This is a genomic window from Flaviflexus huanghaiensis (genome assembly GCF_014118685.1).
GTDB lineage: Bacteria > Actinomycetota > Actinomycetes > Actinomycetales > Actinomycetaceae > Flaviflexus > Flaviflexus huanghaiensis.
On sequence record NZ_JACFAK010000007.1, the window covers coordinates 46,666 to 68,524 of the forward strand.

Annotated in this window: 19 protein-coding genes and 1 tRNA gene; 2 read left to right on the forward strand and 18 right to left on the reverse strand. The window is 62.6% G+C overall.

What is annotated here, in order from left to right; genetic code table 11:
- Positions 1-11: 11 nt before the first annotated feature.
- The 15 genes from H7E91_RS06540 to H7E91_RS06610 form a co-directional block, all read right to left on the reverse strand.
- Positions 12-1,073 carry an ABC transporter ATP-binding protein gene (locus H7E91_RS06540; RefSeq protein ID WP_182354297.1) on the reverse strand — a complete coding sequence of 354 codons (1,062 nt, stop codon included), beginning with the start codon at positions 1,071-1,073 and terminating at the stop codon, positions 12-14.
- Positions 1,070-2,587: an ABC transporter permease family protein gene (locus H7E91_RS06545; RefSeq protein ID WP_182354298.1), complete on the reverse strand. Its 1,518-nt coding sequence runs from the start codon at positions 2,585-2,587 to the stop codon at positions 1,070-1,072. Before H7E91_RS06545 ends, H7E91_RS06540 begins: the two co-directional genes overlap by 4 nt.
- Complete coding sequence (locus H7E91_RS06550) at positions 2,574-3,599, reverse strand: extracellular solute-binding protein (RefSeq protein ID WP_182354299.1); 1,026 nt, start codon at positions 3,597-3,599, stop codon at positions 2,574-2,576. Before H7E91_RS06550 ends, H7E91_RS06545 begins: the two co-directional genes overlap by 14 nt.
- A 64-nt stretch (positions 3,600-3,663) precedes the next feature.
- On the reverse strand, positions 3,664-5,073 hold the full coding sequence (locus tag H7E91_RS06555; protein ID WP_182354300.1) for an MFS transporter: 1,410 nt from the start codon (positions 5,071-5,073) through the stop codon (positions 3,664-3,666).
- A 141-nt stretch (positions 5,074-5,214) separates the two neighbouring features.
- Positions 5,215-5,919, reverse strand: coding sequence for a response regulator transcription factor (locus H7E91_RS06560; protein WP_182354301.1), 705 nt, complete (start codon positions 5,917-5,919; stop codon positions 5,215-5,217).
- 21 nt (positions 5,920-5,940) lie between these two features.
- Positions 5,941-6,744, reverse strand: coding sequence for a sensor histidine kinase (locus H7E91_RS06565; protein WP_338401752.1), 804 nt, complete (start codon positions 6,742-6,744; stop codon positions 5,941-5,943).
- 28 nt (positions 6,745-6,772) lie between these two features.
- Complete coding sequence (locus H7E91_RS06570) at positions 6,773-7,267, reverse strand: nucleoside deaminase (RefSeq protein ID WP_182354302.1); 495 nt, start codon at positions 7,265-7,267, stop codon at positions 6,773-6,775.
- 155 nt (positions 7,268-7,422) lie between these two features.
- Positions 7,423-8,235 (reverse strand): HpcH/HpaI aldolase family protein, encoded by an 813-nt coding sequence (locus H7E91_RS06575; protein WP_182354303.1) that lies wholly within the window; start codon positions 8,233-8,235, stop codon positions 7,423-7,425.
- Entirely contained in the window at positions 8,220-9,005 is a 786-nt protein-coding gene (gene hpaH, locus H7E91_RS06580; protein ID WP_182354304.1) for a 2-oxo-hept-4-ene-1,7-dioate hydratase, read from the reverse strand. The genes H7E91_RS06575 and hpaH overlap by 16 nt, the downstream gene beginning before the upstream one ends.
- Before the next feature lie 35 nt (positions 9,006-9,040).
- A complete protein-coding gene (locus H7E91_RS06585) occupies positions 9,041-10,909 on the reverse strand; it encodes an FAD-dependent monooxygenase (RefSeq protein ID WP_182354305.1) in 1,869 nt (622 codons plus the stop codon).
- Between the two features lie 46 nt (positions 10,910-10,955).
- Entirely contained in the window at positions 10,956-11,621 is a 666-nt protein-coding gene (locus H7E91_RS06590) for a GntR family transcriptional regulator (RefSeq protein ID WP_182354306.1), read from the reverse strand.
- Between the two features lie 86 nt (positions 11,622-11,707).
- Positions 11,708-13,120, reverse strand: a complete 1,413-nt coding sequence (locus H7E91_RS06595) for an MFS transporter (RefSeq protein WP_182354307.1) — start codon at positions 13,118-13,120, stop codon at positions 11,708-11,710.
- Complete coding sequence (gene hpaD, locus H7E91_RS06600) at positions 13,120-14,190, reverse strand: 3,4-dihydroxyphenylacetate 2,3-dioxygenase (protein WP_182354308.1); 1,071 nt, start codon at positions 14,188-14,190, stop codon at positions 13,120-13,122. Before hpaD ends, H7E91_RS06595 begins: the two co-directional genes overlap by 1 nt.
- A 117-nt stretch (positions 14,191-14,307) precedes the next feature.
- Entirely contained in the window at positions 14,308-15,840 is a 1,533-nt protein-coding gene (locus tag H7E91_RS06605) for an aldehyde dehydrogenase (protein ID WP_182354309.1), read from the reverse strand.
- A 48-nt stretch (positions 15,841-15,888) separates the two neighbouring features.
- Complete coding sequence (locus H7E91_RS06610; RefSeq protein ID WP_182354310.1) at positions 15,889-17,442, reverse strand: fumarylacetoacetate hydrolase family protein; 1,554 nt, start codon at positions 17,440-17,442, stop codon at positions 15,889-15,891.
- 144 nt (positions 17,443-17,586) lie between these two features.
- On the opposite strand from H7E91_RS06610, the gene H7E91_RS06615 reads away from it, so the two are divergent.
- Positions 17,587-19,059 (forward strand): NAD-dependent succinate-semialdehyde dehydrogenase, encoded by a 1,473-nt coding sequence (locus H7E91_RS06615; protein ID WP_182354311.1) that lies wholly within the window; start codon positions 17,587-17,589, stop codon positions 19,057-19,059.
- 82 nt (positions 19,060-19,141) lie between these two features.
- Positions 19,142-19,888: an HAD family hydrolase gene (locus H7E91_RS06620; protein ID WP_182354312.1), complete on the forward strand. Its 747-nt coding sequence runs from the start codon at positions 19,142-19,144 to the stop codon at positions 19,886-19,888.
- Positions 19,889-20,232: 344 nt separating this feature from the next.
- Here H7E91_RS06620 and H7E91_RS06625 read toward each other — a convergent pair whose 3' ends face one another.
- The 3 genes from H7E91_RS06625 to H7E91_RS06635 all read right to left on the reverse strand — a co-directional run bounded on the left by H7E91_RS06625 (position 20,233) and on the right by H7E91_RS06635 (position 21,756).
- Positions 20,233-20,376 carry a hypothetical protein gene (locus H7E91_RS06625; protein WP_182354313.1) on the reverse strand — a complete coding sequence of 48 codons (144 nt, stop codon included), beginning with the start codon at positions 20,374-20,376 and terminating at the stop codon, positions 20,233-20,235.
- A gap of 349 nt (positions 20,377-20,725) precedes the next feature.
- A tRNA-Arg gene (locus H7E91_RS06630) sits at positions 20,726-20,797 on the reverse strand.
- A gap of 26 nt (positions 20,798-20,823) precedes the next feature.
- Positions 20,824-21,756: a universal stress protein gene (locus H7E91_RS06635; protein ID WP_182354314.1), complete on the reverse strand. Its 933-nt coding sequence runs from the start codon at positions 21,754-21,756 to the stop codon at positions 20,824-20,826.
- Positions 21,757-21,859 lie beyond the last annotated feature (103 nt).

Here is a 21,859-nt window from a genome sequence, read left to right on the forward strand (position 1 = left end):
TGTCGGCACCGTCAGATCACCCAACCGCCCTGAATTGCGGCGGTGACGGCTGTGCCGATCGCACGCGGCTCGTGTGTAGCGGGTTCTCTAACGACGAGCGTTCCAATGTTCGTTTCGACGTGGTAGACCATGTGTGAGCGGGCGAATCCCGCCGCAATGACCTGCCCTTCCGGCTCGACGGCGCTCGCGCGATGACCATCGTGAAGGACAATCGATTCCGGAGTGACAACGACTGTGACTGGTCCGGGTCTGACGTCTTCGGCACAGGGCAAGCTAACGGACAGTCGTCCCATTGCGACCTTCACGTATTCGCCGCTCGGTGTATCTGCGACGCCAGGGATGATGTTGTCGACCCCCATAAAGTTCGCAACGAAGCGGGAGGCTGGGCGGTTGTACACCCAACGGGGTCTCCCGACCTGCACGATGCGTCCCTCATTCATGACGGCGATTCTGTCCCCGACCATGCACGCCTCGTCGATATCGTGTGTCACGTAGATGGCGCTCATCCCCATGCGCGTCACCTGGGATTGGATATCTGCATGGATGGCTTGTCGGAGGGAAACTTCGACATGCGCGACCGGCTCATCGAGGAGGAGCACGCGCGGTCGGCGCACGATGGTTCTGGCCAGCGAGACCCGCTGCCCCTGGCCGCCTGACAGCTCGTGCGGCATCCGGCCCGCAAGCCCGGTGATGTTCATGATCGCCATCGCGATGTCGACGAGATCGTCGCGGCGCCTTTCACTCATCCGAGCATCATCCAGACCGAAGGCGATGTTCTCCCGGACGCTGCCAGGGAAGAGTGTCGGCTCCTCGAAGACGAGGCCGGTCTGCCTGCGCTGCGCCGGCAGGTCCGTCACGTCCTCGCCGTCGATGACGATCTGGCCGCCCGTGGATCTGTTGAGACCGGCGATCGTGCGGAGCAGGGTGGTCTTCCCACACCCGGATGGGCCGACGAGAGAGAGGATGGTGCCCCGGGGTACGGTAAGCGTGAGATCGCGGATGATGGGTCGATCGAACTCGACTGTCAGCTCCTCGATGTGCAGGCCCTCATGACCCTCGTCCCAGCCACTCATGCCACTCCCGTCGTCTCTCTGGTGCGCGGCGAACCGCTCCACATGCCACGGCCGAACAGGACTCCGCTTCCCACTGCCAGGAGGAGAAGACCGCCGGCGACTGAGGCCGTCATCAGGCTCATGGCGAAAACTCGATCGTCCCAACCAGCTGCTGCGAGCGCGGTTAGGCTCGTCGACGCCGTGTCGAAACCAGGTGGTTGAACGAATGTGATCGGCGCCGTCCGGGTGAGAATAATCCCCGACACGAGGGCGGTGACGGCGACGATCTGGGGGGCGAGGACCGGGAGGAGCGTGACCCCGGCGCGAACGCTGTCCGCGCCCGCGTCGCGCGCGGCGTCGAACAGGTCTCGTGTGCTGCGCAACATGACAGTGAAGCCGACGTGGGCGATCGGGACCGCGACGGTGAGATATGCGATGCCGACCGCGACATAGCCGCCGGCGACCGACCCGCCGCCAACAAGGGACGGGAAGGTGACAATCCAGATCGACGTCGAATCTCGGAACAGCGCTGACAGCATCATGCCAATGGCAGTTTGCGAGAGGAGGAAAGTCGCCAGCAGTCCAGCGGTGACCGTGAAGCCAACGACTCCCCCACGCCCGGCCAGCACTGCCGTCAACAGCCCGCAGACAAGTGCCGCTGGAACAGCGATGATGAGGACCGCCAGGGTCGTGTTGATGAGGCTGCCGGATGCCACATGGCTGGCGCCCACAGCCCCTGCGACGATGGTGCCGACGATGGCGGCGACGACGATGAGCTGTGGGACGACGGCAATGAGCAGCCGGTGCCGCCACACGAATTGAGAACTGACGAATTCCGGGCTGCGCCGTCGAACCTTATGTTGGATGTCGATCCAGTTGCCCGCGCGCCTCGATAGGAGACCGGCGAGGAGGATTGCCGGGATGACGAGCGCGGCCACGTTCGGCCCGACGTCGTCCGTCATGCCTGTGCTCATCGACCGGAATATGTGGGAGGCGAGATAGGAATCAGTTCCACCATAGACAAGTGTGACGGACGGGTCGCTGGCGATGATGAGTGCCGTGAGGGCGGTGCTGACCCAGAACGAGCGGAGCCACGGTCGACACAAAACTCGGCGGACCGTTGCGCCAGGCGACACACCGAGCGTGGCGCTAGCCATGAGGAGATCGTCGGGCACCGAGTTGAGCGCGCCCGCCTGAATGAGAAATGCAATCGGCAGATGTGCGATTGCTTGAGCGGCGATGATAACGGCAGGACCGTAAGGATCCATGGCGAACGGGTTCTGGATGAGTGCGGTTGCGATAGCTGTCGCCGGGATCGCCAGTGGGATGCAGGCTCCGAACGCGATGATCCATCGCCATCTGCCGCCGAGGCGATGTGCGAAGGAGAGCATCCCGCCCGCGGCAGAGGCCGCCGTGCTGGCTGCGATGCTCGACTGCGCTGTGCGGGCTACCGCGTCATGCTCACCGCTCGCTACCGCGGCGAGCAGAATGATGAGCGCCAAGAATGCGATGAGGGTAGTGCTAATACGCGCCATGTCGCACTTTCTCTGCCCATGCCGCGATCAGACTCGCCCGCCTCTTGCCCGCGGCATCGATGTCCTGCCCGAAGACCGTGACATCGAGGGCGTCCAGCCGTGCGTTGAGGTTGCCGGGGATGCTGGCGCTCACCGGCAGCTGGCCAGACGATTCAGCACCGATGTGTTGTCCCTCGGCGGAGATCGTGAAGCTGACGAAGCGCCCCGCCTCATCCGGCGCAGAAGATTCCCGAAGAATGGCAATCGCTCCGACCTCGAAGCCGGTGCCGTCACGCGGATAGATTGTCCGCACGTCGCGGCCGAGCTCGTTCTCCGTCTCGCAGTAGGGTCCGAAAGTGACGCCGATGCCGGCACGGCCGGACGCGACGACATGTGCTGTGACGGTTCCCGAGTCCGTATAGGTCGCTGCGCGCGAGTCGAGCCGCGACATGTAGTCCATGGCGGCGTCGAGAGAGCCGAGCCGTTCGAATTGGACGGAGAGCATCGTGAACGCCGTGCCGGAAGTCATCGGATTCGGAACGACGACGCGTTCGCCGCTGCCGGCGGCGACGAGGTCATCCCACGTCGTCGGCGCTGCGACGTCACTTGCCGCACAAAAGGCGAGAATACCGCCATAGATGCCGTACCAGCGTCCGTCGGGATCACGGAGATTGCCTGGAATGCTGTCCGCGTTCTCAACTTCTGCACGTGAGAGCAGGCCTTCGTCGGCTGCAATCGTGTACGCCTCTGCGGGGCCGCCCATCCACACATCGAATTCGCCAGCCTCCTTCGGCACTCGAATGCGGGCGAGGGCCTCCGTCGTCGGCATCCGCACAATCGTCACTCTCGATCCGGCAATCTGCTCGTATCGCGCTACGACCGCCGTGCAGGAGTCAACGTTGTTCGAGCAGAGGACGACGAGCTCCGGGGAGTCGAGCTGCTCGAGTGTGACCAGGCCGAGCACCGTGACGCCCACCACAGTCCCCGCGGCGATGCGGGGCGCCATCTTTGACCACCAGCGGGACCGTCTCATATCGGGACAAGTGTATCCGCCGGTTCCCAGCCCAGGAACCGGCGGATACGGCGACCCGTCCATCTCAGACGATAGTGTCCTCGTTGAGCTTCGCTTCCCGTGCGTCCATCATTGCGCGTTCGTCCCTGCCGACGATCCACATGAAGACGAGGGAGAGGACCACGATGCCGAGGAGCGCCATGAATGTCACATCCCAACCGAAGTACTTGACTAGTACACCGACTCCCGTGGACGCGAGAGATGCTCCCAGAAGGTATCCGAAGAGTCCCGTGAAGCCAGCCGCGGTACCCGCAACATGGACCGGAGAGAGGTCAATTGCCTGGAGTCCGATGAGCATGACAGGACCGTAGATGAGGCCGCCGATGGCGGCGATAAGGACGTAGAAGATCCACAGAGGCGCGCTGGGCGGGACAAGCCAGTAGAGCGCGAGCGCCACGCCGACTCCCGCGAGGAACACGAGTCCGGCACCGGAGCGCCACCCCTTGAACACCTTGTCAGACATCCAGCCGCAAAGGAGAGTGCCGATGATGCCAGCGAACTCATAGATCGCAAAGCCGATGATGCCGTCGGTGATGTTTGCTGCATGGATCTGCTCGGTCAGATATACGGGAATCCAGTTGAGGACTCCGTAGCGCAGCGTGTAGACGAAGACGTTCGTCAGGGCGAGGAGGACGATGACACGGTTCGTCAGAACATGCTTGAATAGCGTCTCCTTCCACGACATGCCGTCCTCGTCGGGTGTGACCTCAACCTTGGCCGGATCATTGCGGTACTCCTCAATCGTCGGCAGGCCGACAGCCTCCGGACGGTCACGGATGGTGACGAAAGCGAAGAGTGCGACGACGAGGGCGACGAGTGCCGGAACCCAGAACGCCGGAGTCCAGTCAGCATCGGATGAGCCGAAGCGATCCAACGCCCATGCCGAGAGAATGCCGACGCCCGCGCCGCCCACGTTATGTGCACAGTTCCAGATCGACGTCATCCAGCCACGTTCGTTGGTGGAGAACCAGTGGACGAGGACCCTGCCGGATGGCGGCCATCCCATGCCCTGCATCCAGCCGTTGAGGAACATCATGGCGGCGAAGACGCCGACGGATGCGGAAAGAACCGGCACAAACGCGATAAGAAGGTTGACGATTGCCGAGAGCGCGAGGCCCAGCGGCATGAAGTAGCGGGCGTTGGCCCGGTCCGACAGCATCGCCATGAAGAACTTTGACAGGCCGTACGAGAACAGGACTGCGTTGGCGACGATGCCGAGGCCGAGCGCGTCGAGGACGTCGTTCTCCTTAAGGACCGCGGAGACGATCGACACGTTGTTTCGGATGAGATAGAAGCCTGCGTAGCCGAAGAAGATTCCGAGGAACGCTTGGCGCCGCATGCGCTTGAACAGCGGCTCAACCTCGGACTCTGGTACGCGTGCGGCCGCAGGCGGCGCAGAAAGCACGCCGAGGCTCGCTCGATTCTTGTCAGACATGAAATTCCCCCTGGTCATGCGCCATCGCATCTTCGTCGACGGCGCCGTCATGTCCCATTCTGCGAACGTGCTGGTGACAGGGCTACGGGCGGGGGTCACACTCGGTCACAGCCGTGTCACCAAACGTTCTCGCACGCCCTATCAGGCGTCTCCGGACGGACCGATGGTCAGGCTGTAGCCGAGGCCACGGTGCGCTTCGATATGAGCACCGACCGCACCCGATGAGGCGAGGTTCCTGCGCAACCGGTAGATCGTCGTCTTCACCATCTCCCGGCCACCTGCGCTCTCCGTTGTCGCCCATGCCTCGTTGAGGAGCTCCCGGTGGCTGACGATGTCACCGATTCGTCGTGCCAGAGCGAGCAGCACACGGGTCTCCGTCGCGGACAAGTCAATACGACTTTTCTGCCAGTACGCGACCATGGCCTGCAGGTCGACAGAAAGAGGACCGTGCTCGAGCCGGTCCCGACCCTCCACCGGCTGGGACCGGCGAACGATCGCCTGCGCTCGGAGAGCGAGTTCACGCGGACTGAACGGCTTCGTCACATAATCATCGGCCCCCGCCTCGAGACCCTTGATTCGATCTCGCTCACCGCCCAGAGCAGTCAGAAGGATGATGGGCACGTTGTTGGATGAGGCTCGGATCCGTGTGACGAGGTCGATGCCGGATCCGGACGGCATCATGACATCGAGGACGACAATGTCGATGTGACGCGAAGAGAGAATCCGCCAGGCTTCAGTGACGCCGCTAGCCTCGACGAAATCGAATCCTTGGACCTCAAGGGCAAATCCGACGATGGACAGCATCTGTCTCTCATCATCGACGATGAGGGCGACTAGATTGCTCATGGTCTCCCCCTCTCTCCACGATCACGACTCATCGCCCCGCCCACGCGGAAGCGATACGAGCACTGCCGTCCCGCAGCCCTCCTCGGAGTCCACCATGATGGTGCCCCCGTGGGCTTCGACGATCTTCCGGGTGACCAGCATACCGATTCCACTTCCCGGCCTCCGGGAGGACCCCGTCGCGAACGGAGTAAAGAGCGATTCGAGATCCGCTTCGGACATGCCCGCGCCGGTGTCTCCGACGGAGAGGAGTGCCCCGCCGTCCTCGGACGGGGTGATGCGCACGATGACAGCCACACCCTCGCCCGCATGGCGGATTGCGTTGTTTACGAGATTCCAGACGAGCTGGCGGATTAACTGGGGCTCCGTGTAGATGGGAACCAAGCCGCCGCGAGCATCGACACGGATCGGCACGGACGTGATCCTCCTCATTTCACGCGCAGCGTCATAGACGACACCACGCACGTCGACCAACTCGTATGTCTGAATCGAGGGATCATCCTCGAGCCGGACCTGGGAGATGAAGTTCTCGGCGATGTCGATCACCTGCTGAACGTTCTCGGTGATGGTCTCGACAAAGTCGACCTGTCGCTCATTGAGCGGGCCCGGGGTCTGTTCGGCCAACAGTTCAGCGGCACCGCGAACTAGTGCAAGAGGGGTGCGGATCTCGTGTGAGATGATCGCCGGGCGCTTCTGGCGCGCTTTAAGCTCCCGCGAGAGCGCCGCAATTTCGGCCCTCTGCCTCTTCCTCTGGGCAAGCAGGACGAGCACGGCGGATGATGTTGCGACGAGAAGCGTCATGGCGATGACGAGAAGGACAACCACCACTGGATCTTCACACAGAAACCGCAGTGAGTCACCGCATGCTCGTTGCGCGGCGATGCAGTTCCTTCACCTCGGCGCTCAGCTCTGGGTCGGGCCCGGCGATGGGGACACCGGGGGCGACGGTGCTGATCGGAAGGGGCGCGACCGGCCCGGGAGGAACTCCCCACTCCCTGTTCCACGATATGAGCTGCTCTGTGCTGGCCGCATAGACGATGCGGCCGAGACCGACCCAGGCGTGGGCTGCCGCGCACATCGGGCAGTGCTCCCCAGAGGTGTAGACGGTCGATCGAGCGCGGGTCTCGGGTGTGAGGTGTTCGGCCGACCAGCGGGCGATCGCGAACTCTGGGTGACGAGTGTGGTCCCCGCTGGCGACACGGTTGCGGTCAGCAATCCGCTGGCGCCCGTTCGGGTCGACGAGAATCGAACCGAACGGCTCGTCACCGCAGTCGAGCGCACTGCGCGCAAGTTCCACGCACCGTCGCAGGTACTCCCGATCTTCCTGTGTAATCTGTCCCGTCCCAGCCATAGCACTACTCAAGCACGTCGCGGGCTCGGCGGAAAGTGGAAGGTCCCCCTGCGGCAGAGGACAAACCGCAGGGGGACCTGGGGATGTGCGGCGGGAGGAGGTCCGCTCGCCATCCCGTGCCATGCCGACGTGAGCGCCCGTCGGCACGCGAGACATCAGTAGGAGGAACGCTCCGTCCCGGAACTGCCCTCGACGAAGGTGTGTGCGAGCGCTTCCGATTGCCGAGCAAGAATGGCGACGTCGGCTCCGACGAGGATGAAGTCGATGCCGTTATCGATGTAGCCCCGGGCGAGGATTGGATCGAAGGCGTTGATGCCAACCGGGATGCCGGCCTCACGCGCTGCCGCGATCGCACGGTGGATGTTCTCGACGACGTCGGGGTGGGCCTGCTGGCCGATGAGGCCTATGGAGGCTGCGAGGTCGGATGGCCCGATGAAGATCGCGTCCACCCCGGGAGTCCGGCAAATGTCGCGCGCATGGTCGACAGCCGTTGCGCTCTCTATCTGGACGGTGACGGAGACATGGTCGCTATTGGCTCTCTGCAGGTAGCCATCCACTCTGTTCCAACGCGCGGCACGTGCGAGCGCGGAACCGACCCCCCGGACGCCCTCGGGCGGATACCTCGTTGCGGCAACAGCGTGCGCCGCCTGCTCCGGAGTGTCGACCATGGGAATGAGCAGGTTCTGCGCGCCGAGGTCGAGGTACTGCTTGATAAGAACCGTGTCGGCTACGGGCACGCGAACGACCGGAGTGACCGGATACGCTGCAACGGCCTGCAACTGCGCCTGGATGGAGGCGAGCGAGAGCGGCGAGTGCTCCCCGTCGATGAGGAGCCAATCAAGTCCGGATCCTGCACAAATCTCGGCGTTGATGGCACTGCCTGAGCTCACCCACATGCCGGCCAGGGTGCGGGACGAATCCCGCAGCACCTGACCGAATGTAGGCGGCAGGTTCACATGAACCGGCATGAGATCGTCCCCGTCGGACCGTAGTCACATAGCACGCTGTCACCGCGATGGACCCACATCGGCCTCGTGAACGAGCCGGCGAGGATAATCTCCCCTGCCTCGAGCCTGGCTCCGTGCTGGGCGAACTTGTTCGCCAGCCAGGCCACCCCCGTGGCGGGGTGGTTGAGGATACCGGCGGCGACGCCGGTCTCCTCAATCGACTCGTTCTTGTAGAGGAGTGCAGAAATCCACCGAAGGTCGACGGCGTCCGGGCTGACCGGGTTGCCGCCCAGCACCATCGCTCCGTAGGCAGCATTGTCAGAGATCGTGTCGATGATCGTGCGGCCCTCAAGCTCAATGTGGGAGTTGAGGATCTCGAGCGCCGGCACGACATACTCGGTTGCACGGAGCACGTCGAAGATCGTGCAGTTGGGTCCCTCGAGTGCGTCTTTGAGGACGAACGCGAGCTCGACTTCGATGCGGACCTGGACGAAACGGTCATAGTCGATGACTGAACCGTTCTCGTACACCGTGTCGTCGAACATGACCCCATAGTCAGGTTCGGTGATTCCGGTGGCGGCCTGCATAGCCTTCGAGGTGAGGCCGATCTTGCGACCGATGAGCCTGCGTCCCGACGACATCTGCTGGTCACGCCATACGCCTTGGATGGCGTAGGCGTCCTCGACTGTCGCCTCGGGGTATCGGGCAGTGATCCGGCGGACCGGTTCCTTCGTCCCATCTGCTTCGGCGAGTTCGGCAGCGATCGTCTCGATCACGTGTCTGTCTAACATTGCATTCCTTTATCGCGGTGCCTGGCGGCCCGGCCCTAGCTGAGATCGAAGATCGGCTCGAAGAATCGCGCGAGCGAGTCCGTGTCCTCGAGGCCAACAATGTGAGCGACATACATGTCCGGACGGACAACAATGACTGCGCCGTCTCGGGAGATCCCGCGCAGCTCGAAGATGTCCTCGTCGGGGATGACGCCATACACCTGGTTCCAGTCCTCCACGCGGTGCTTCCCACATTCGGGACGGAAGGCTTGCGGCGCATCCGTCACATCGAACTCACGGTGCGGCTGCTGGTAGATGACCTTGACGTCGAACACCGAATCCGGGTCCTCTCCCGGCTTGGTGTGGCGAACGACCGGGGACGACGGGTCGTTGCCAAGCCAGTGGGCGAAGTCATCGACTCGCGAGTGCTCGGCCGGATGCGCCGCGTCGGCGAAGACGTAGATGCGCCACCTGCCGTCAGCGCGGTGCTGGTGGCCGATGTGATGGTCGTTTGCGTCAGCCCGGCGCACGGCGCGAGCTGACTTGAACCGCTTGCCGAGCGGGTACCCGGTCGCCAGCTCCTGCTTCGCATCGCTGGCAATGAGAAGGCCAGGCTGGTACTGGGTCATAAATCCGGCCGGGAACTCTGCGGTACGGACGTAGAACTCCTCGATCGCCTCACCGTCGTCGTTGCCGGCCATCCGACCCGACCATTCAAGGTCGAAGTCGATGAGATCCTGGGCGATCTTCTGACGCTCTTGCGTGTAGGTGCGCAGCAGTCCCTCCGACGAGTAGCCGCGCAGCACCTGTGCGAGTTTCCAACCGAGGTTGAACCCGTCCTGCATGGAGACATTCATCCCCTGGCCGGCCTTCGCCGAGTGCGTGTGGCACGCATCGCCAGCGATGAACACGTGCGGCATCTGATCGCTGCTCGGATCCTCGACTTCGTCGAAACGGTCGGTGACGCGGTGGCCGACCTCGTAGACGGACCACCACGCGACGTCCTGCACGTCGAACGTGTAGGGCGCCATGATCGCGTTGCCGCGGCGGATGATTTCATCGAGCGGAGTCTTGCGAATGTCGTGGTTGTCGTCCTCCGGTACCTCGCCGAGGTCGACGTAGGTGCGGAACAGGTACCCACCTTCGCGCGGGATGTGAAGGATATTGCCCTTGGCGGAGTTGATGATCGACTTCAGGCGAATGTCTGGGAAGTCGGTCTTTGCGATAACGTCGGCGACGCCCCATGCGTGGTAGGAGATCTTCCCCTGATGGGTCGCACCGATGGCGTTGCGGACCTTCGAGTGGGCGCCGTCCGCTCCGAGGACGTACTTGGTGCGGACTTTCCGGATCTCCCCCTGATCTGGGCCGGACGTGGCGAGCAGCTCGACTTCGACAGGGTACTCGGAGTCGTCGATCGTGAGGCCGACAAACTCATACCCAAAGTTCACTCCCATGCGGGAAGGCTGACGAGCCATGAACTCTCGGAAGTAGTCAAGGACCCTGGCTTGGTTGACGATGATGTGTTCGAACTCGGAGATGTTGTACGGGTCATCGTCGGTGATGGCGGTACGGATGATGTGGTCCGGGTTCTCCGGGTCTGGCTTCCAGAACGCGGTCTCCGTGATCCGGTACGCCTCATCGACGATCTCGTGGCGGAATCCGAATGCTTGGAACGTTTCGACGGAGCGGGCCTGGACGCCGTCAGCGTGGCCGAGTTCGAGGCGGTTCACGCGCCGCTCAACAATGTGGGCGCGGATCTCCGGGAACACGGAAAGCTGTGCCGCGGCGAGCATGCCGGCGGGCCCTGCTCCGACGATCAGCACATCCATTTCGTCCGGTAGTTCGGGGCTTCGGTTGATGCCGACACCGGCGGGTTGCCTGGTACGAGGGTCTTCCGACACGTAGCCGTGGTGGTGGAATTTCATGGTTCATCCTTCATTTGCAGAGGTGGATGAGGCCGCGTTCGGCTGGCTAGACGTCGTCTGCCAGAAGCGCTTCACGCATCGATGCCATCTTGTGGTTCCTCGCGTACAGCTCGATCTCCCCCGGGTCCGCGCCTATGCGGATGAGGTGGATAAGGTGGTCGTGCTGCTCGACGGAGAGTCGCGACCTGCTGGACGTGAACCTGAATGACGTTCTGCGAATGCGGTTGACCCGCTCGGCCTCGGTTGTCATGAGCGAATGCATGCGTTCGTTGGGGCATCGGAGGGACAGGGTGCTATGGAAGTGCCCGTTGAGCCTCCGGTACACATTGGAGTCGAAGCTGGGCGCCTGCGTCATGAGCGCCATCTCCCTGTTGTAGGCTTCCGCCTCTTCCAGGTCCGCCTCCGTCAGATGCGGCGCCGACAGCGCTGTGACCGCTCCCTCGAGAACGGCAAGAACGCTCATCGACTCCGCGTAGCTCGTGGCATCCACCCTGGACACCTGAGCCCCGACGTTGTGTGTATATTCCACGAGCCCCTCGGCTTCCAGCCAGCGAATTGCTTCGCGAACTGGGACAGTCGACACTCCGAACTCCGCCGCGAGGGTGGAGAGCACCAGCCGGTAGCCAGGACTGTAGTACCCGTCGATGATGCGGGTACGAAGCGTGGCATAGACCTGGTCGGATTTTGATGTCGACGCTGCCGTTCTGGGCATGCTTTTACTTTCGTGAGGACCGAGTTCTGCTGAAGGACAGGCCCTGAGGCCTGCCCCTCAGTTTAGAACACGGTGGTGGACGGGGTTCAGAAGCCGGCGCCGCGCTCAAAGGTGACGGGGATAGCGTCCGTTTCGGCCGCGATCTCCTCGATCTTCCTGTTGAGCTCAGCATCTGCCTCGATGGAGAGCGGACGTCCGGTCATGTCCTTCATCGTGATCGTCGCGATGAAGGCGATGGTTGTCACTCCGAAGATGTAGGCCGCGACCGCCATCGACGTCCCGAAGTTCGCCTGGAGGGCGGTGGCGATAAGCGGTGCGAAGGCGCCGCCGAGGATCGCACCGATGGCGTTGGCCAGGCCAGCGCCGGAGTAGCGGATCTTCGCGGGGAAGGCCTCTGCGAACGTCGCAGCCTGCTGGCCGTAGGTCAGGCCGAGCGGGAACGACAGGACGATGAGGGCGATGCCGATGACGACATAGTTCTGGGTATCGACGAGGAGGAAGAACGGGAAGATCCATAGGAGCTGCCAGCCGAAACCGATGAGGTACGTCTTCTTTCGGGTGATCTTGTCAGAGGCCCACGCGGCAAGAAGCGTCGTTCCAATCCAGGACGCGGAGGTCAACGAGATCAGGGTGAGGATGGTTTCCCGCTGCATGCCGAGGTCGTTGACCGTATAGGACAGGACATATCCGCCCGCGATCATGTAGCCAGCGACACCGTTGCCCATGAAGATGAGGGCCATGCGGATGAGCGGGCGCCATGAGGTCCGGAACATTTCGACGATCGGTAGTCTCACCTGCTCATCGTTGTCGGCGATCTCCTCCATGACCGGCGATTCGGACACACCGAGGCGGATGACGGTCCCGATGACGATGAGGACGATCGAGAAGAGGAACGGGATGCGCCAGCCCCACGAGAGGAACTGTGCCTCGGTGGTGAGGTTGTCGACGGCCCAGAGGGCGACGGTCGCCATGAGCATGCCGAGAGGAACACCTATTTGCGGGAAGCCGCCGAACAGTCCGCGCTTGTGGGCAGGGGCGTGCTCCACCGCCATGAGCGCGGCTCCGCCCCATTCCCCGCCTGCCGCGAAGCCCTGTGCAATGCGGAGGACAAGGAGGAGGGCAGGGGCCCAGAAACCAATCTGTGCGTACGTCGGCAGGACACCGATGAGGAAGGTCGCGGCGCCCATGAGCATGAGAGTCGCAACCAGCATGGCCTTACGGCCGATTTTATCTCCGTAGTGTCCTGCCACCGCCGCACCGAGTGGACGGAAGAAGAACGAGATGCCGACAGTGGCGAAAGAAATAAGACGCCCCGCCAGTTCGCCCGAGCTCGCGACGAACGGATCGAAGAAGAGTGGGGCGAGGACGATCGCCGCCGCATTGGCGTAGATGAAGAAGTCGTACCACTCCACCGCCGTCCCTACAAGCGTGCCGATTGCGACCCTGCGGTCCTCCGGCCTTTTCTCATTGAGAACAATCTCGGGCTTCACCTGTTCCATCAGACCTGCTCACCCAGCTTAAATCCTTCGACGTTGTCGCCCTTGCGGGTGTACGAGAAACCGTCAGCTCCGATCGTGACATCGATTTCCTTCGCCTCCGTGCGCCGCTCAATGGGCTGCAGGTTCCCGTCAAGATCAAGAACCCGGGAGGCGTCCGTGTACCAGGACGGGACAACGGGGTTGCCCCACCAGTCGCGACGCTGATTGTCGTGAACATCCCATGTGACGGTCGGATTGTCCGGGTCACCCGTGTAGTAGTCCTGGGTGTAGATCTCCACGCGGTGACCGTCCGGGTCACGAAGGTAAAGGTAGAAGGCGTTGGAGACTCCGTGGCGGCCTGGGCCGCGCTCGATCCTGTCGGACTGGCGCAGCGCACCCAGTTTGTCGCAGATGTAGAGGATGTTGTGCTTCTCGTGCGTTGCGAACGCAACGTGGTGCATCGCAGGCCCGTTGCCACCGGTCAGCGCCGTGTCGTGGACGGTGGGCTTACGAGCAAACCATGCCGCGTACGTGACATCGTTATCATCGGCAATCTGCTCTGTCTTGCGGAAACCGAGGTCAGAGAGGTAGTCGGCGCCGTAGGGCACGTCCGGGTAAACCTGGTTGAAGTGGTCGAGCCTGACGAGGGCGCCAGCACCTTGAAGTTCGTATGCCCACGCGAGACGCTCGACGTGGTCGACCTCGTAGAAGAACTCGTAGGGGAAGCCGAGTGGATCGACAACGCGCAGAGCGTTGCGGATGCCGTTCGTGAAGTCGCCGCGGCGCGTCTCGCAGCCAAGGGCCTGGTAGTACGCCTCAGCCTTGTCGACCTCCTCCTGGCTACGGACCCGGTAGGAAAACGCAGCGACCGCGGGGGTGTCACCCTTGCGGAGAACAAGGTTGTGGTGGATGAACTCCTCGAAAGACCGCAGGTAGATCGCGTCATCGTCCTCTTCGGTCACGACAAGTCCAAGGATATCGACGTAGAACTCCCGCGATTTCGCGAGGTCGGTGACGACCAGTTCCATGTAGGCGCAGCGGAGGATATCCGGAGCGGGTACGTCAGGGCTGGCGAATGTCTTCTTCGACATATCAGTCTCCTTAATCTCTGCCCATGTCGGGCAAGCTTTCTCAGATGTGAACGTGGTGCGGCGGGACGGTTCCCTCCGCGGTCGGGTCCGCGGCCAGCAGGCCGTGGAGCGGGATACTTAGGCGCTTGGTCCGCCGAGGCCGAGGTCTCTTTCGGAGTACCCGGTGGCACCGAAGCGTGTCGTGTGAACGTCACCGAGGGTGACGTGGATGGACTGCTGAATGGAGTAAAAGTCGAGCGAACGGTAACCGCCCTCGTGGCCCAGACCGGAACCCTTGACCCCACCGAACGGGGTGCGCAGGTCACGAACGTTGTGAGAGTTGATCCACACCATGCCGGACTCGATAGCACCGGCGACGTTATGTGCGCGAGCGATGTCGTTGGTCCACACGTAGGCTGCAAGCCCGTACTCGACGTTGTTCGCGAGCTCGATCGCTTCCTCGTCCGTGTCGAACGGGGTGATGGCGACAACCGGGCCGAAGATTTCCTCTTGGAAGATTCGAGCGTCCGGTGCGACATCGGCAAAAACGGTTGGCTCGACGTAGTTGCCTTCTGGCAGGTGGTGCGGGCGGCCGCCGCCAGCAATGAGGCGAGCCTCGTGCTTGCCGATTTCGATGTAGCTCGTCACCTTCTCGTAGTGCTCGGGGTGGACGAGCGCGGCAAGCTCCGTGACCGGGTCGGACGGGGGCCCGACGACGATCTTGTTCGCCCTCTCTGCGTACGCCTCGAGGAATCGGTCGTAAATGGAGCGGTGGACGAGTATGCGGGAGGATGCGGTGCATCGTTCTCCGTTGAGTGAGAAGACGCCGAACAGCGTCGAGTCGAGAGCCTTTTCGAAGTCGGCATCCTCGAAGATGATGGCGGGCGACTTGCCGCCCAACTCAAGCGACAGGTGCTTCATGTGCTCAGCGCCGTTGCCGTAGACGATCTTGCCGGTGGCGAGCGAGCCCGTGAAAGAAATGAGGTTCGTGTCCGGGTGCTTGACGAGCGCATCTCCCGCGCCCGCACCATCGCCGTAGACGATGTTGAACACACCCTCGGGTACACCCGCCTTCTCCATAATGTCGACCCAAAGGTTCGCGGAGACAGGGGTGAACTCGGCAGGCTTGAGCACGACGGTGCAACCCGAGGCAAGGGCAGGCGCGAGCTTCCACGACTCCTGCATGAACGGCGTATTCCACGGGGTGATGAGGCCGGCGACACCAAGCGGCTTCCGGTTGACGTAGTTAATCTGCCGACCCGGCATCTTAAACGCGCCGTCGACCTGGGCAACGATAAGGTCGGCAAAGAAGCGGAAGTTCTCGGCCGCTCTGTTTGCCTGACCCTTCGCCTGACGGATCGGCAGGCCGGAGTCGAAGGACTCAATGGCGGCGAGTTCATCGTTGATTTTCGCCACCTCGTCGGCAACCCTGTTGAGGATCGTCGCACGCTCGCGGGGCAGCATGTGCGGCCACGGTCCCTCGTCGAACGCCTTCTTCGCCGCTGCGACAGCGCGGTCGACGTCCTCCTTACCGCCCGCGGCGGCCGTTATGTAGTTCTGGTTCGTCGTCGGCTCGAGGACGTCGAAGACCTCGCCGGACACAGAATCGTGTAGCGCACCGCCGTAGTAGTGCTGGATTCGCTCGGGAAGCCCTGCAGGCTTGTCGATCATTGTCTCTCCTTCTCACAGGCGCACGCGCGCCGTCACATCACGTCTGGGTCAGCGGGCCGAAGCCCACTCGTCGTAGCGCTCGCGCCACGTTGCATTCATGGGGTACAGCCCGTCGACCGAGTGGCCCTCGGATACCATCTGGGCGATGAACTCCTCCTCGGACTCCTGCTGTTCTGCAGCCTCGAGGATTCCAAGGACCATGTGCGGGGGAATAACGAGGGCACCGTCATCGTCGCCCACGATGACATCGCCCGGCTGAACGGTGACCCCACCACAACTGATCGTGTCGTCAACGCTCCACGGAATGTGGACGCGGCCGAGCACGGACGGATGGGCGGCCTGGGCGAAGACGGGTAAACCGACATCGCCCACCGGGCCCCAGTCGCGCACCGCTCCATCGGTGATGATGCCGGCGGCGCCGCGCACCTTCGCCCGCAGGGCGAGAATGTCACCGAGAGTGCCCGCGAATTCGAACGAGCGTGCCTCCATGACGAGGACTTCGCCCTCGTTGATCGTATCGACCGCGCGCTTCTGCGCGTTATATCCGCCGCCGTGGGCCTTGAACAGGTCGGGACGGTGCGCAACGTAACGTAGCGTGCGGGCTCGACCGACGAGCTTCGTACCCGGTGTCATCGGGTGGACACCATCGATCGACACGTTCGGGTAACCTGCCTGCCGCAACTGGGACGACAGTGTCGCGACCGCGACGTTCGCCAGCCGCTCGCGGATCTTCGGAGTTAACTCGAACGCCGGCTCAAGACCAGCGGCCTCACGGCTACCCCACGCATCGATGCGCTGGCGATCATCCGCCTTTGGCGCCGATCCGATGTCGGCAAGGGCCGGTCCTGCAACGACCGTTGTCGTGAGCTCTCCGGACGTGATCGACGGGTCCGTCTCGGAGGTCACCTCAACGGTGACGGTCTGTCCGGGCCGCAGGACAGAGGACCCTGCCGGTGTGCCAGTGAGGATGACATCGCCCGGCTCGAGCGTCATGAAGCGGGATAGGTCTGCGATGAAGTGGGCAAAGCTGAAGAGAAGAGTGGACGATGAATCGTCCTGAACGACCGTGCCGTCAACAGTGGCCGTGATTCGCAACGCCGCCGGGTCGATGGAGGCTGCCTCGATAAGCCGCGGACCAATCGGGGTCATCCCGTCACCGGACTTCGAGCGAACGTTCGAGCCCTTGTCTGCCGACCTGAAGTCGAGCAGGCCCATGTCATTCGCCGCGGTCACCCAGCCGACGTGACTCCACGCATCCTCTTGAGGGATGTTGCGGCCAGCGGTCCCGATGACGAGGGCGATTTCCGCTTCGAAAACAAGGAGCTCGGTACCGTCGGGGCGGACGACCTCACCCGGGCCGGTGAGCGAAGAGGGTGCTTTGAAGAAGTAGGAGGCCTCCGACGGGATCCGTCCGCGCTGTTCGGCGCGGGAAGGGTACGCGAGGTGGACGGCGATAACCTTCCCCACCGGGTGTGTAAGCGTGTCCGCGATGATGTTCAACGCCTGCTCCTTCGCAACCGACCAGATCTCCCTCTCGAAAGAATCTCTTTCAATTCTTCTCCGGTCGTATCTTGTTTCGTATACGATCTGAGATATGATCATGCTGTGTCACCACATGGTTGTCAATTGAACATGTGAAACTGCTCTCGCGAACTTTCCCTGACCAGGTGCACGAATGTGCAGCAGGCTCCGGGTCTTGCGGGATGATGCCGAGGAGAACCCTCATACTTCGAAGGAGAAGTCACCATGGCCAGAATCGACGAACTTCTATCCTCGATCCCCACGGATCTTTACATCGACGGCGGCTTCCGGCCGTCGAGCTCGGGTGAGCGTTTCGACGTCTACAACCCGGCAACAGGCGAGGTCCTCACGACGGTCGCGAGCGCGACGCCCGACGACGCCGCCGCAGCACTCGATGTTGCCGTCGCAGCGCAGGAGTCCTGGGCGGCGACACCGCCGAGAACACGTTCTGACATCCTCTACAAGGCGTTTGAGCTTGCGACGACAACGTACCGCGAGGACCTCGCCCTTATCATGACGCTCGAGATGGGCAAACCGCTTGACCAGGCCGACGGCGAGGTCACGTACGGGGCGTCATTCCTCCGCTGGTTCGCGGAGGAGGCCAACAGGATCCGAGGCGACTACTTCCGAATCCCGGAGGGGCACCTCCAGGCGATTGTTGTCCGACGCCCGGTTGGGCCCTGTCTCTTCATCACGCCCTGGAACTTCCCGCTCGCGATGGCAACCCGCAAGGCCGGCCCCGCCTTCGCAGCTGGCAACGTCGCGATCCTCAAGCCGTCTCGCGAGACACCGTTGACCGCGCTGTTCTTCGCCAAGATCATGCACGAGGCGGGCCTGCCAGCAGGCGTCCTCGCCGTCATCCCATCTGCGTCATCGCGGACGATCACCGGCCCCCTCATCGCAGATCCGCGGCTTCGTAAGCTCTCCTTCACTGGCTCAACCGCCGTCGGCAAGGCACTCCTCCAGGAAGCATCCGCCAACGTTCTGCGCACATCGATGGAACTCGGCGGAAACGCCCCGTTCATCGTGTTCGAGGATGCCGACATCGACCGGGCGGTTGAGGGCGCGGTCGCAACGAAGCTGAGGAACATGGGTGAGGCGTGTAACGCCGCCGACCACTTCTTCGTTCACGAGGACCTCTACGACGAGTTCACGGAAAAGTTCACGAAGGCGCTTGCCTCCCAACGGGTCGGCGATGGAACGCACGAGGGCGTCAACGTCGGCCCGCTCGTCTCCCAACAGCAGCTCGATGACGTGAGCGGCCTTGTCGAGCGAGCTGTTGAGGCAGGAGCCCAGATCACGACGGGTGGCAAGAGGATCGGCGAGGAGGGCTTCTTCTTCGAGCCCACCGTTATCACCGACATCGCCCCTCAGTCCGAGATTATGATGACCGAGATCTTCGGACCCGTCGCTCCGGTTGTGAGGTTCTCCGACGAGAGGGAACTCGTCAAGGTCATCAACGCGGATAGTGTCGGCCTTGCCGGATACTTCCACACGAACAACCTGCCAAGAATCCTGCGGCTCGCTGAAAAGCTGGAGATTGGCATGCTCGGTGTCAACAGTGCCACGATCTCCAACACGGCAGCCCCCTTCGGCGGAATGAAGCAGTCGGGCATGGGGCGCGAGGGCGGCAAGGAGGGGATCGAGGAATACCTCGAGACCGTTTACGTCGGCATGCCCGCCCCCGACATCAGCTGAGACCGGTGCCCGCCCGGCCTCGTAGGCGCCGCTACTCCTCCGCTTAGACTGACGTTAGTGGCGGCGATCTGAAAGGGTACCTATGCGGCCGGACGGCCTAATTCTTGATTTCGGAGGCGTCATTTCCCTCTCCCGGAAGAACGCTGGATGGCAAAGGATCGTTGCCTCCTCCGTTTGGGACCTCGTGCGCACCGATGATCTGTCGGTCGCTCGAATCGCCGACGACGTCAGCGCGGCAGATACCGCGTATTCGCTGTGGCGGGACGCCATGTCCCGCCCGGCGGACCCCTCGGAAATCAGCCACGAAGCCTACGTTCACGATTTCATGGCTGCCGACTGGCCCGCTATGGCACGCAACCGCCTCGTCGGCCATGAGTCTGAGATATGCCAGATGGTGTCGACAGTGCAGGTGACACGTACCGTCCGACCTGGGATCGCGCGCCTGCTTAAGTGGTGCGATGAGCACGACCTCCCGGTGGCTGTTGCATCAAATGCGCTCAGCGGCTCCGTGCACCGCGCGACAATCGAGCAGTTCGGGTTTAGCCATCTCATTCTTGGCCAGGTCTATTCCGATGAAGCCGCTGTTCGCAAACCCAATCCAGCACTCATTCACCGCGCGGCGGACCTCCTCGGTCTCACAGCGGACCGCTGTTGGTACGTGGGAGACAGGGTGGACAGGGACATCCTCTGCGGCCATCGAGCAGGGGTTGCCGCGACCATTCTCATCCCCGTGCCTGGCGCGCCCCCACGCCCTTTTCCTGTTCCAGTCGAACCGGATGCCACGTTGCGTGATCCCGGAGAACTCGTCGGCCTCCTCGAGAGCTCTTAGATCAGCCCGGCTGAGACGCCGACCGTGTCCTGACGTTCACTCGGTGCGCGCGGCTCTCGACCGTAACCAAAAGTGCCGCTCCGCCACGGCCGAAGGCGAGATACCCACCCTGTGATTTCACAGGCATCATCGGTGCGGGAGCTGACCGAACCCTTCGTCGGCCAGTGTTCGTGCGAGGTCGCTACAGATGTACGAAGCTGCTCCCCAGAAGGTGGGCTGAAGCATCATGCCCAGACTTCTTGGGGAGCAGTTTCATTCGATGGTTTCTCGCAGAGTAGCGAGCCAATCCCAGTACGCGTTTTCAAGCCGTGGTCGCCCGTGAAGCGGATGCGAGCGACCGGCCTCTACCTTCGCGAGCGGCTGACGAGCGACAGGACGAGAGAGACGACCAGTAGCGCGATACCGAGCCAGATGAGGAACTTGGCTGCTTCGACGAAGACGCCGAACAGCACCATGACGATTCCGATGATGATGAGTGTTAACCACATGATTCTCTCCTTGGTTGCAACGATCGTGGGCGACTGTCTGTGCCGAAGTTGGTGACCTCGGGCGGGTGGCGACGTTACTGGTTGCAACGGGCCTCACAGTCATAGTGTGGTCCTGACGGTAGTGGACGGCGACCGGAGAGCGACGAATCTTTTCTTCTACAGCGATATTCCAGCGGTCATTCGCCGTTTCCGCCAGGCTTCTCCCAGACAACCCCATGGCCGACCACAGGTTTTGGCTCGCGCGACGGCGTCAACGCAGGTCACGGCAGTGTGCGCCGCACGCCATATCCGGCGGGATATGACAACCGGCCCAGCCGAGTCGATGCTCGTACTGGGCCGGGATGGGCGGTGCCCTCGATTGGATTCGAACCAACGACCTATCGCTTAGGAGGCGATTGCTCTTCCGCTGAGCTACAAGGGCAACGCCCTACATTCTAGCGAAAGAACTCATTCGGGCCTATTCCACGGGACGTCTGTCACGCTCGGCGGGGTGGGCGGAATATCGTCACCGGGCTTGATCCGTCGAGGCACGACCATGACCGGGCTGGTCGAATGCTGGAGTATCGCCTGGGACGTCGAACCGAGGAGAAGGCCAGCAAAACCGCCCCTCCCCCGTGTGCCGATGACGAGCATGTCGACAGCGGTTGAGAACTCGGCCATGAGCGCAGCCGGGTTGCCTTCGAGCGCATGTGTGCGCACCTCGATGTCAAATCCTTGCGTTGCCTTTTCGACGACAACCTCAAGGCCCGATCTCACGTCATCGAGAACGTCGACCGAGTATCCCGCACCCGGCATCCACGCGATCGAACCCATGTTGACGGCCGCAACGGCGGTAAGCTTCGCCTGCCACCTCTCCGCCTCCCAGATTGCCCGTTCGAGGGCAATGTTGGAGGCCTCCGACCCGTCGACACCGACGACAATATGACGGATCGGTAGGCAGGAGCCTGCCGACTGTTCCGGGACAACGACAGCGGGGCAATACGAGTGTGCAGGCACGGCGCTAGAAACAGTGCCAAGGATCCTGTCGGCGAAACTGCCTCTCCCCCGAGAACCGACGACGACAGTTGCAACCTTCTTGGAGATCTCTACAAGAACTGCGGCCGGGTCGCCCGTCTCGAGTGCCGATGATGTCTCAACTCCAGCGCGTTCCGCCCGCTTGACTGCGATGTCAAGGTACTCGTTCGCTGCTTCGAACAGCCTCGAGTCGATTGACGATCCGGCTCCCTCGAACGTGTGGGCCGTGTACGTCGGTAGCTCGTACGAGGTCACGATGTGCAACCTCGCCCGCCGCGCCTTCGCCTGCTCGATCGCCCACGTCAGGGCGATATCTGATCTCTCTGAACCATCGATACCAACGGCGACAACATTGTCATGCATCATGACGGCCTCCTTCTCAGGTCTTGCCTTCACTTTACCTTCCGAATGCTCTGCGCGGACCGGCAGATGGCTATTGACCCAGATCTGAGCACACACGAGACCATTT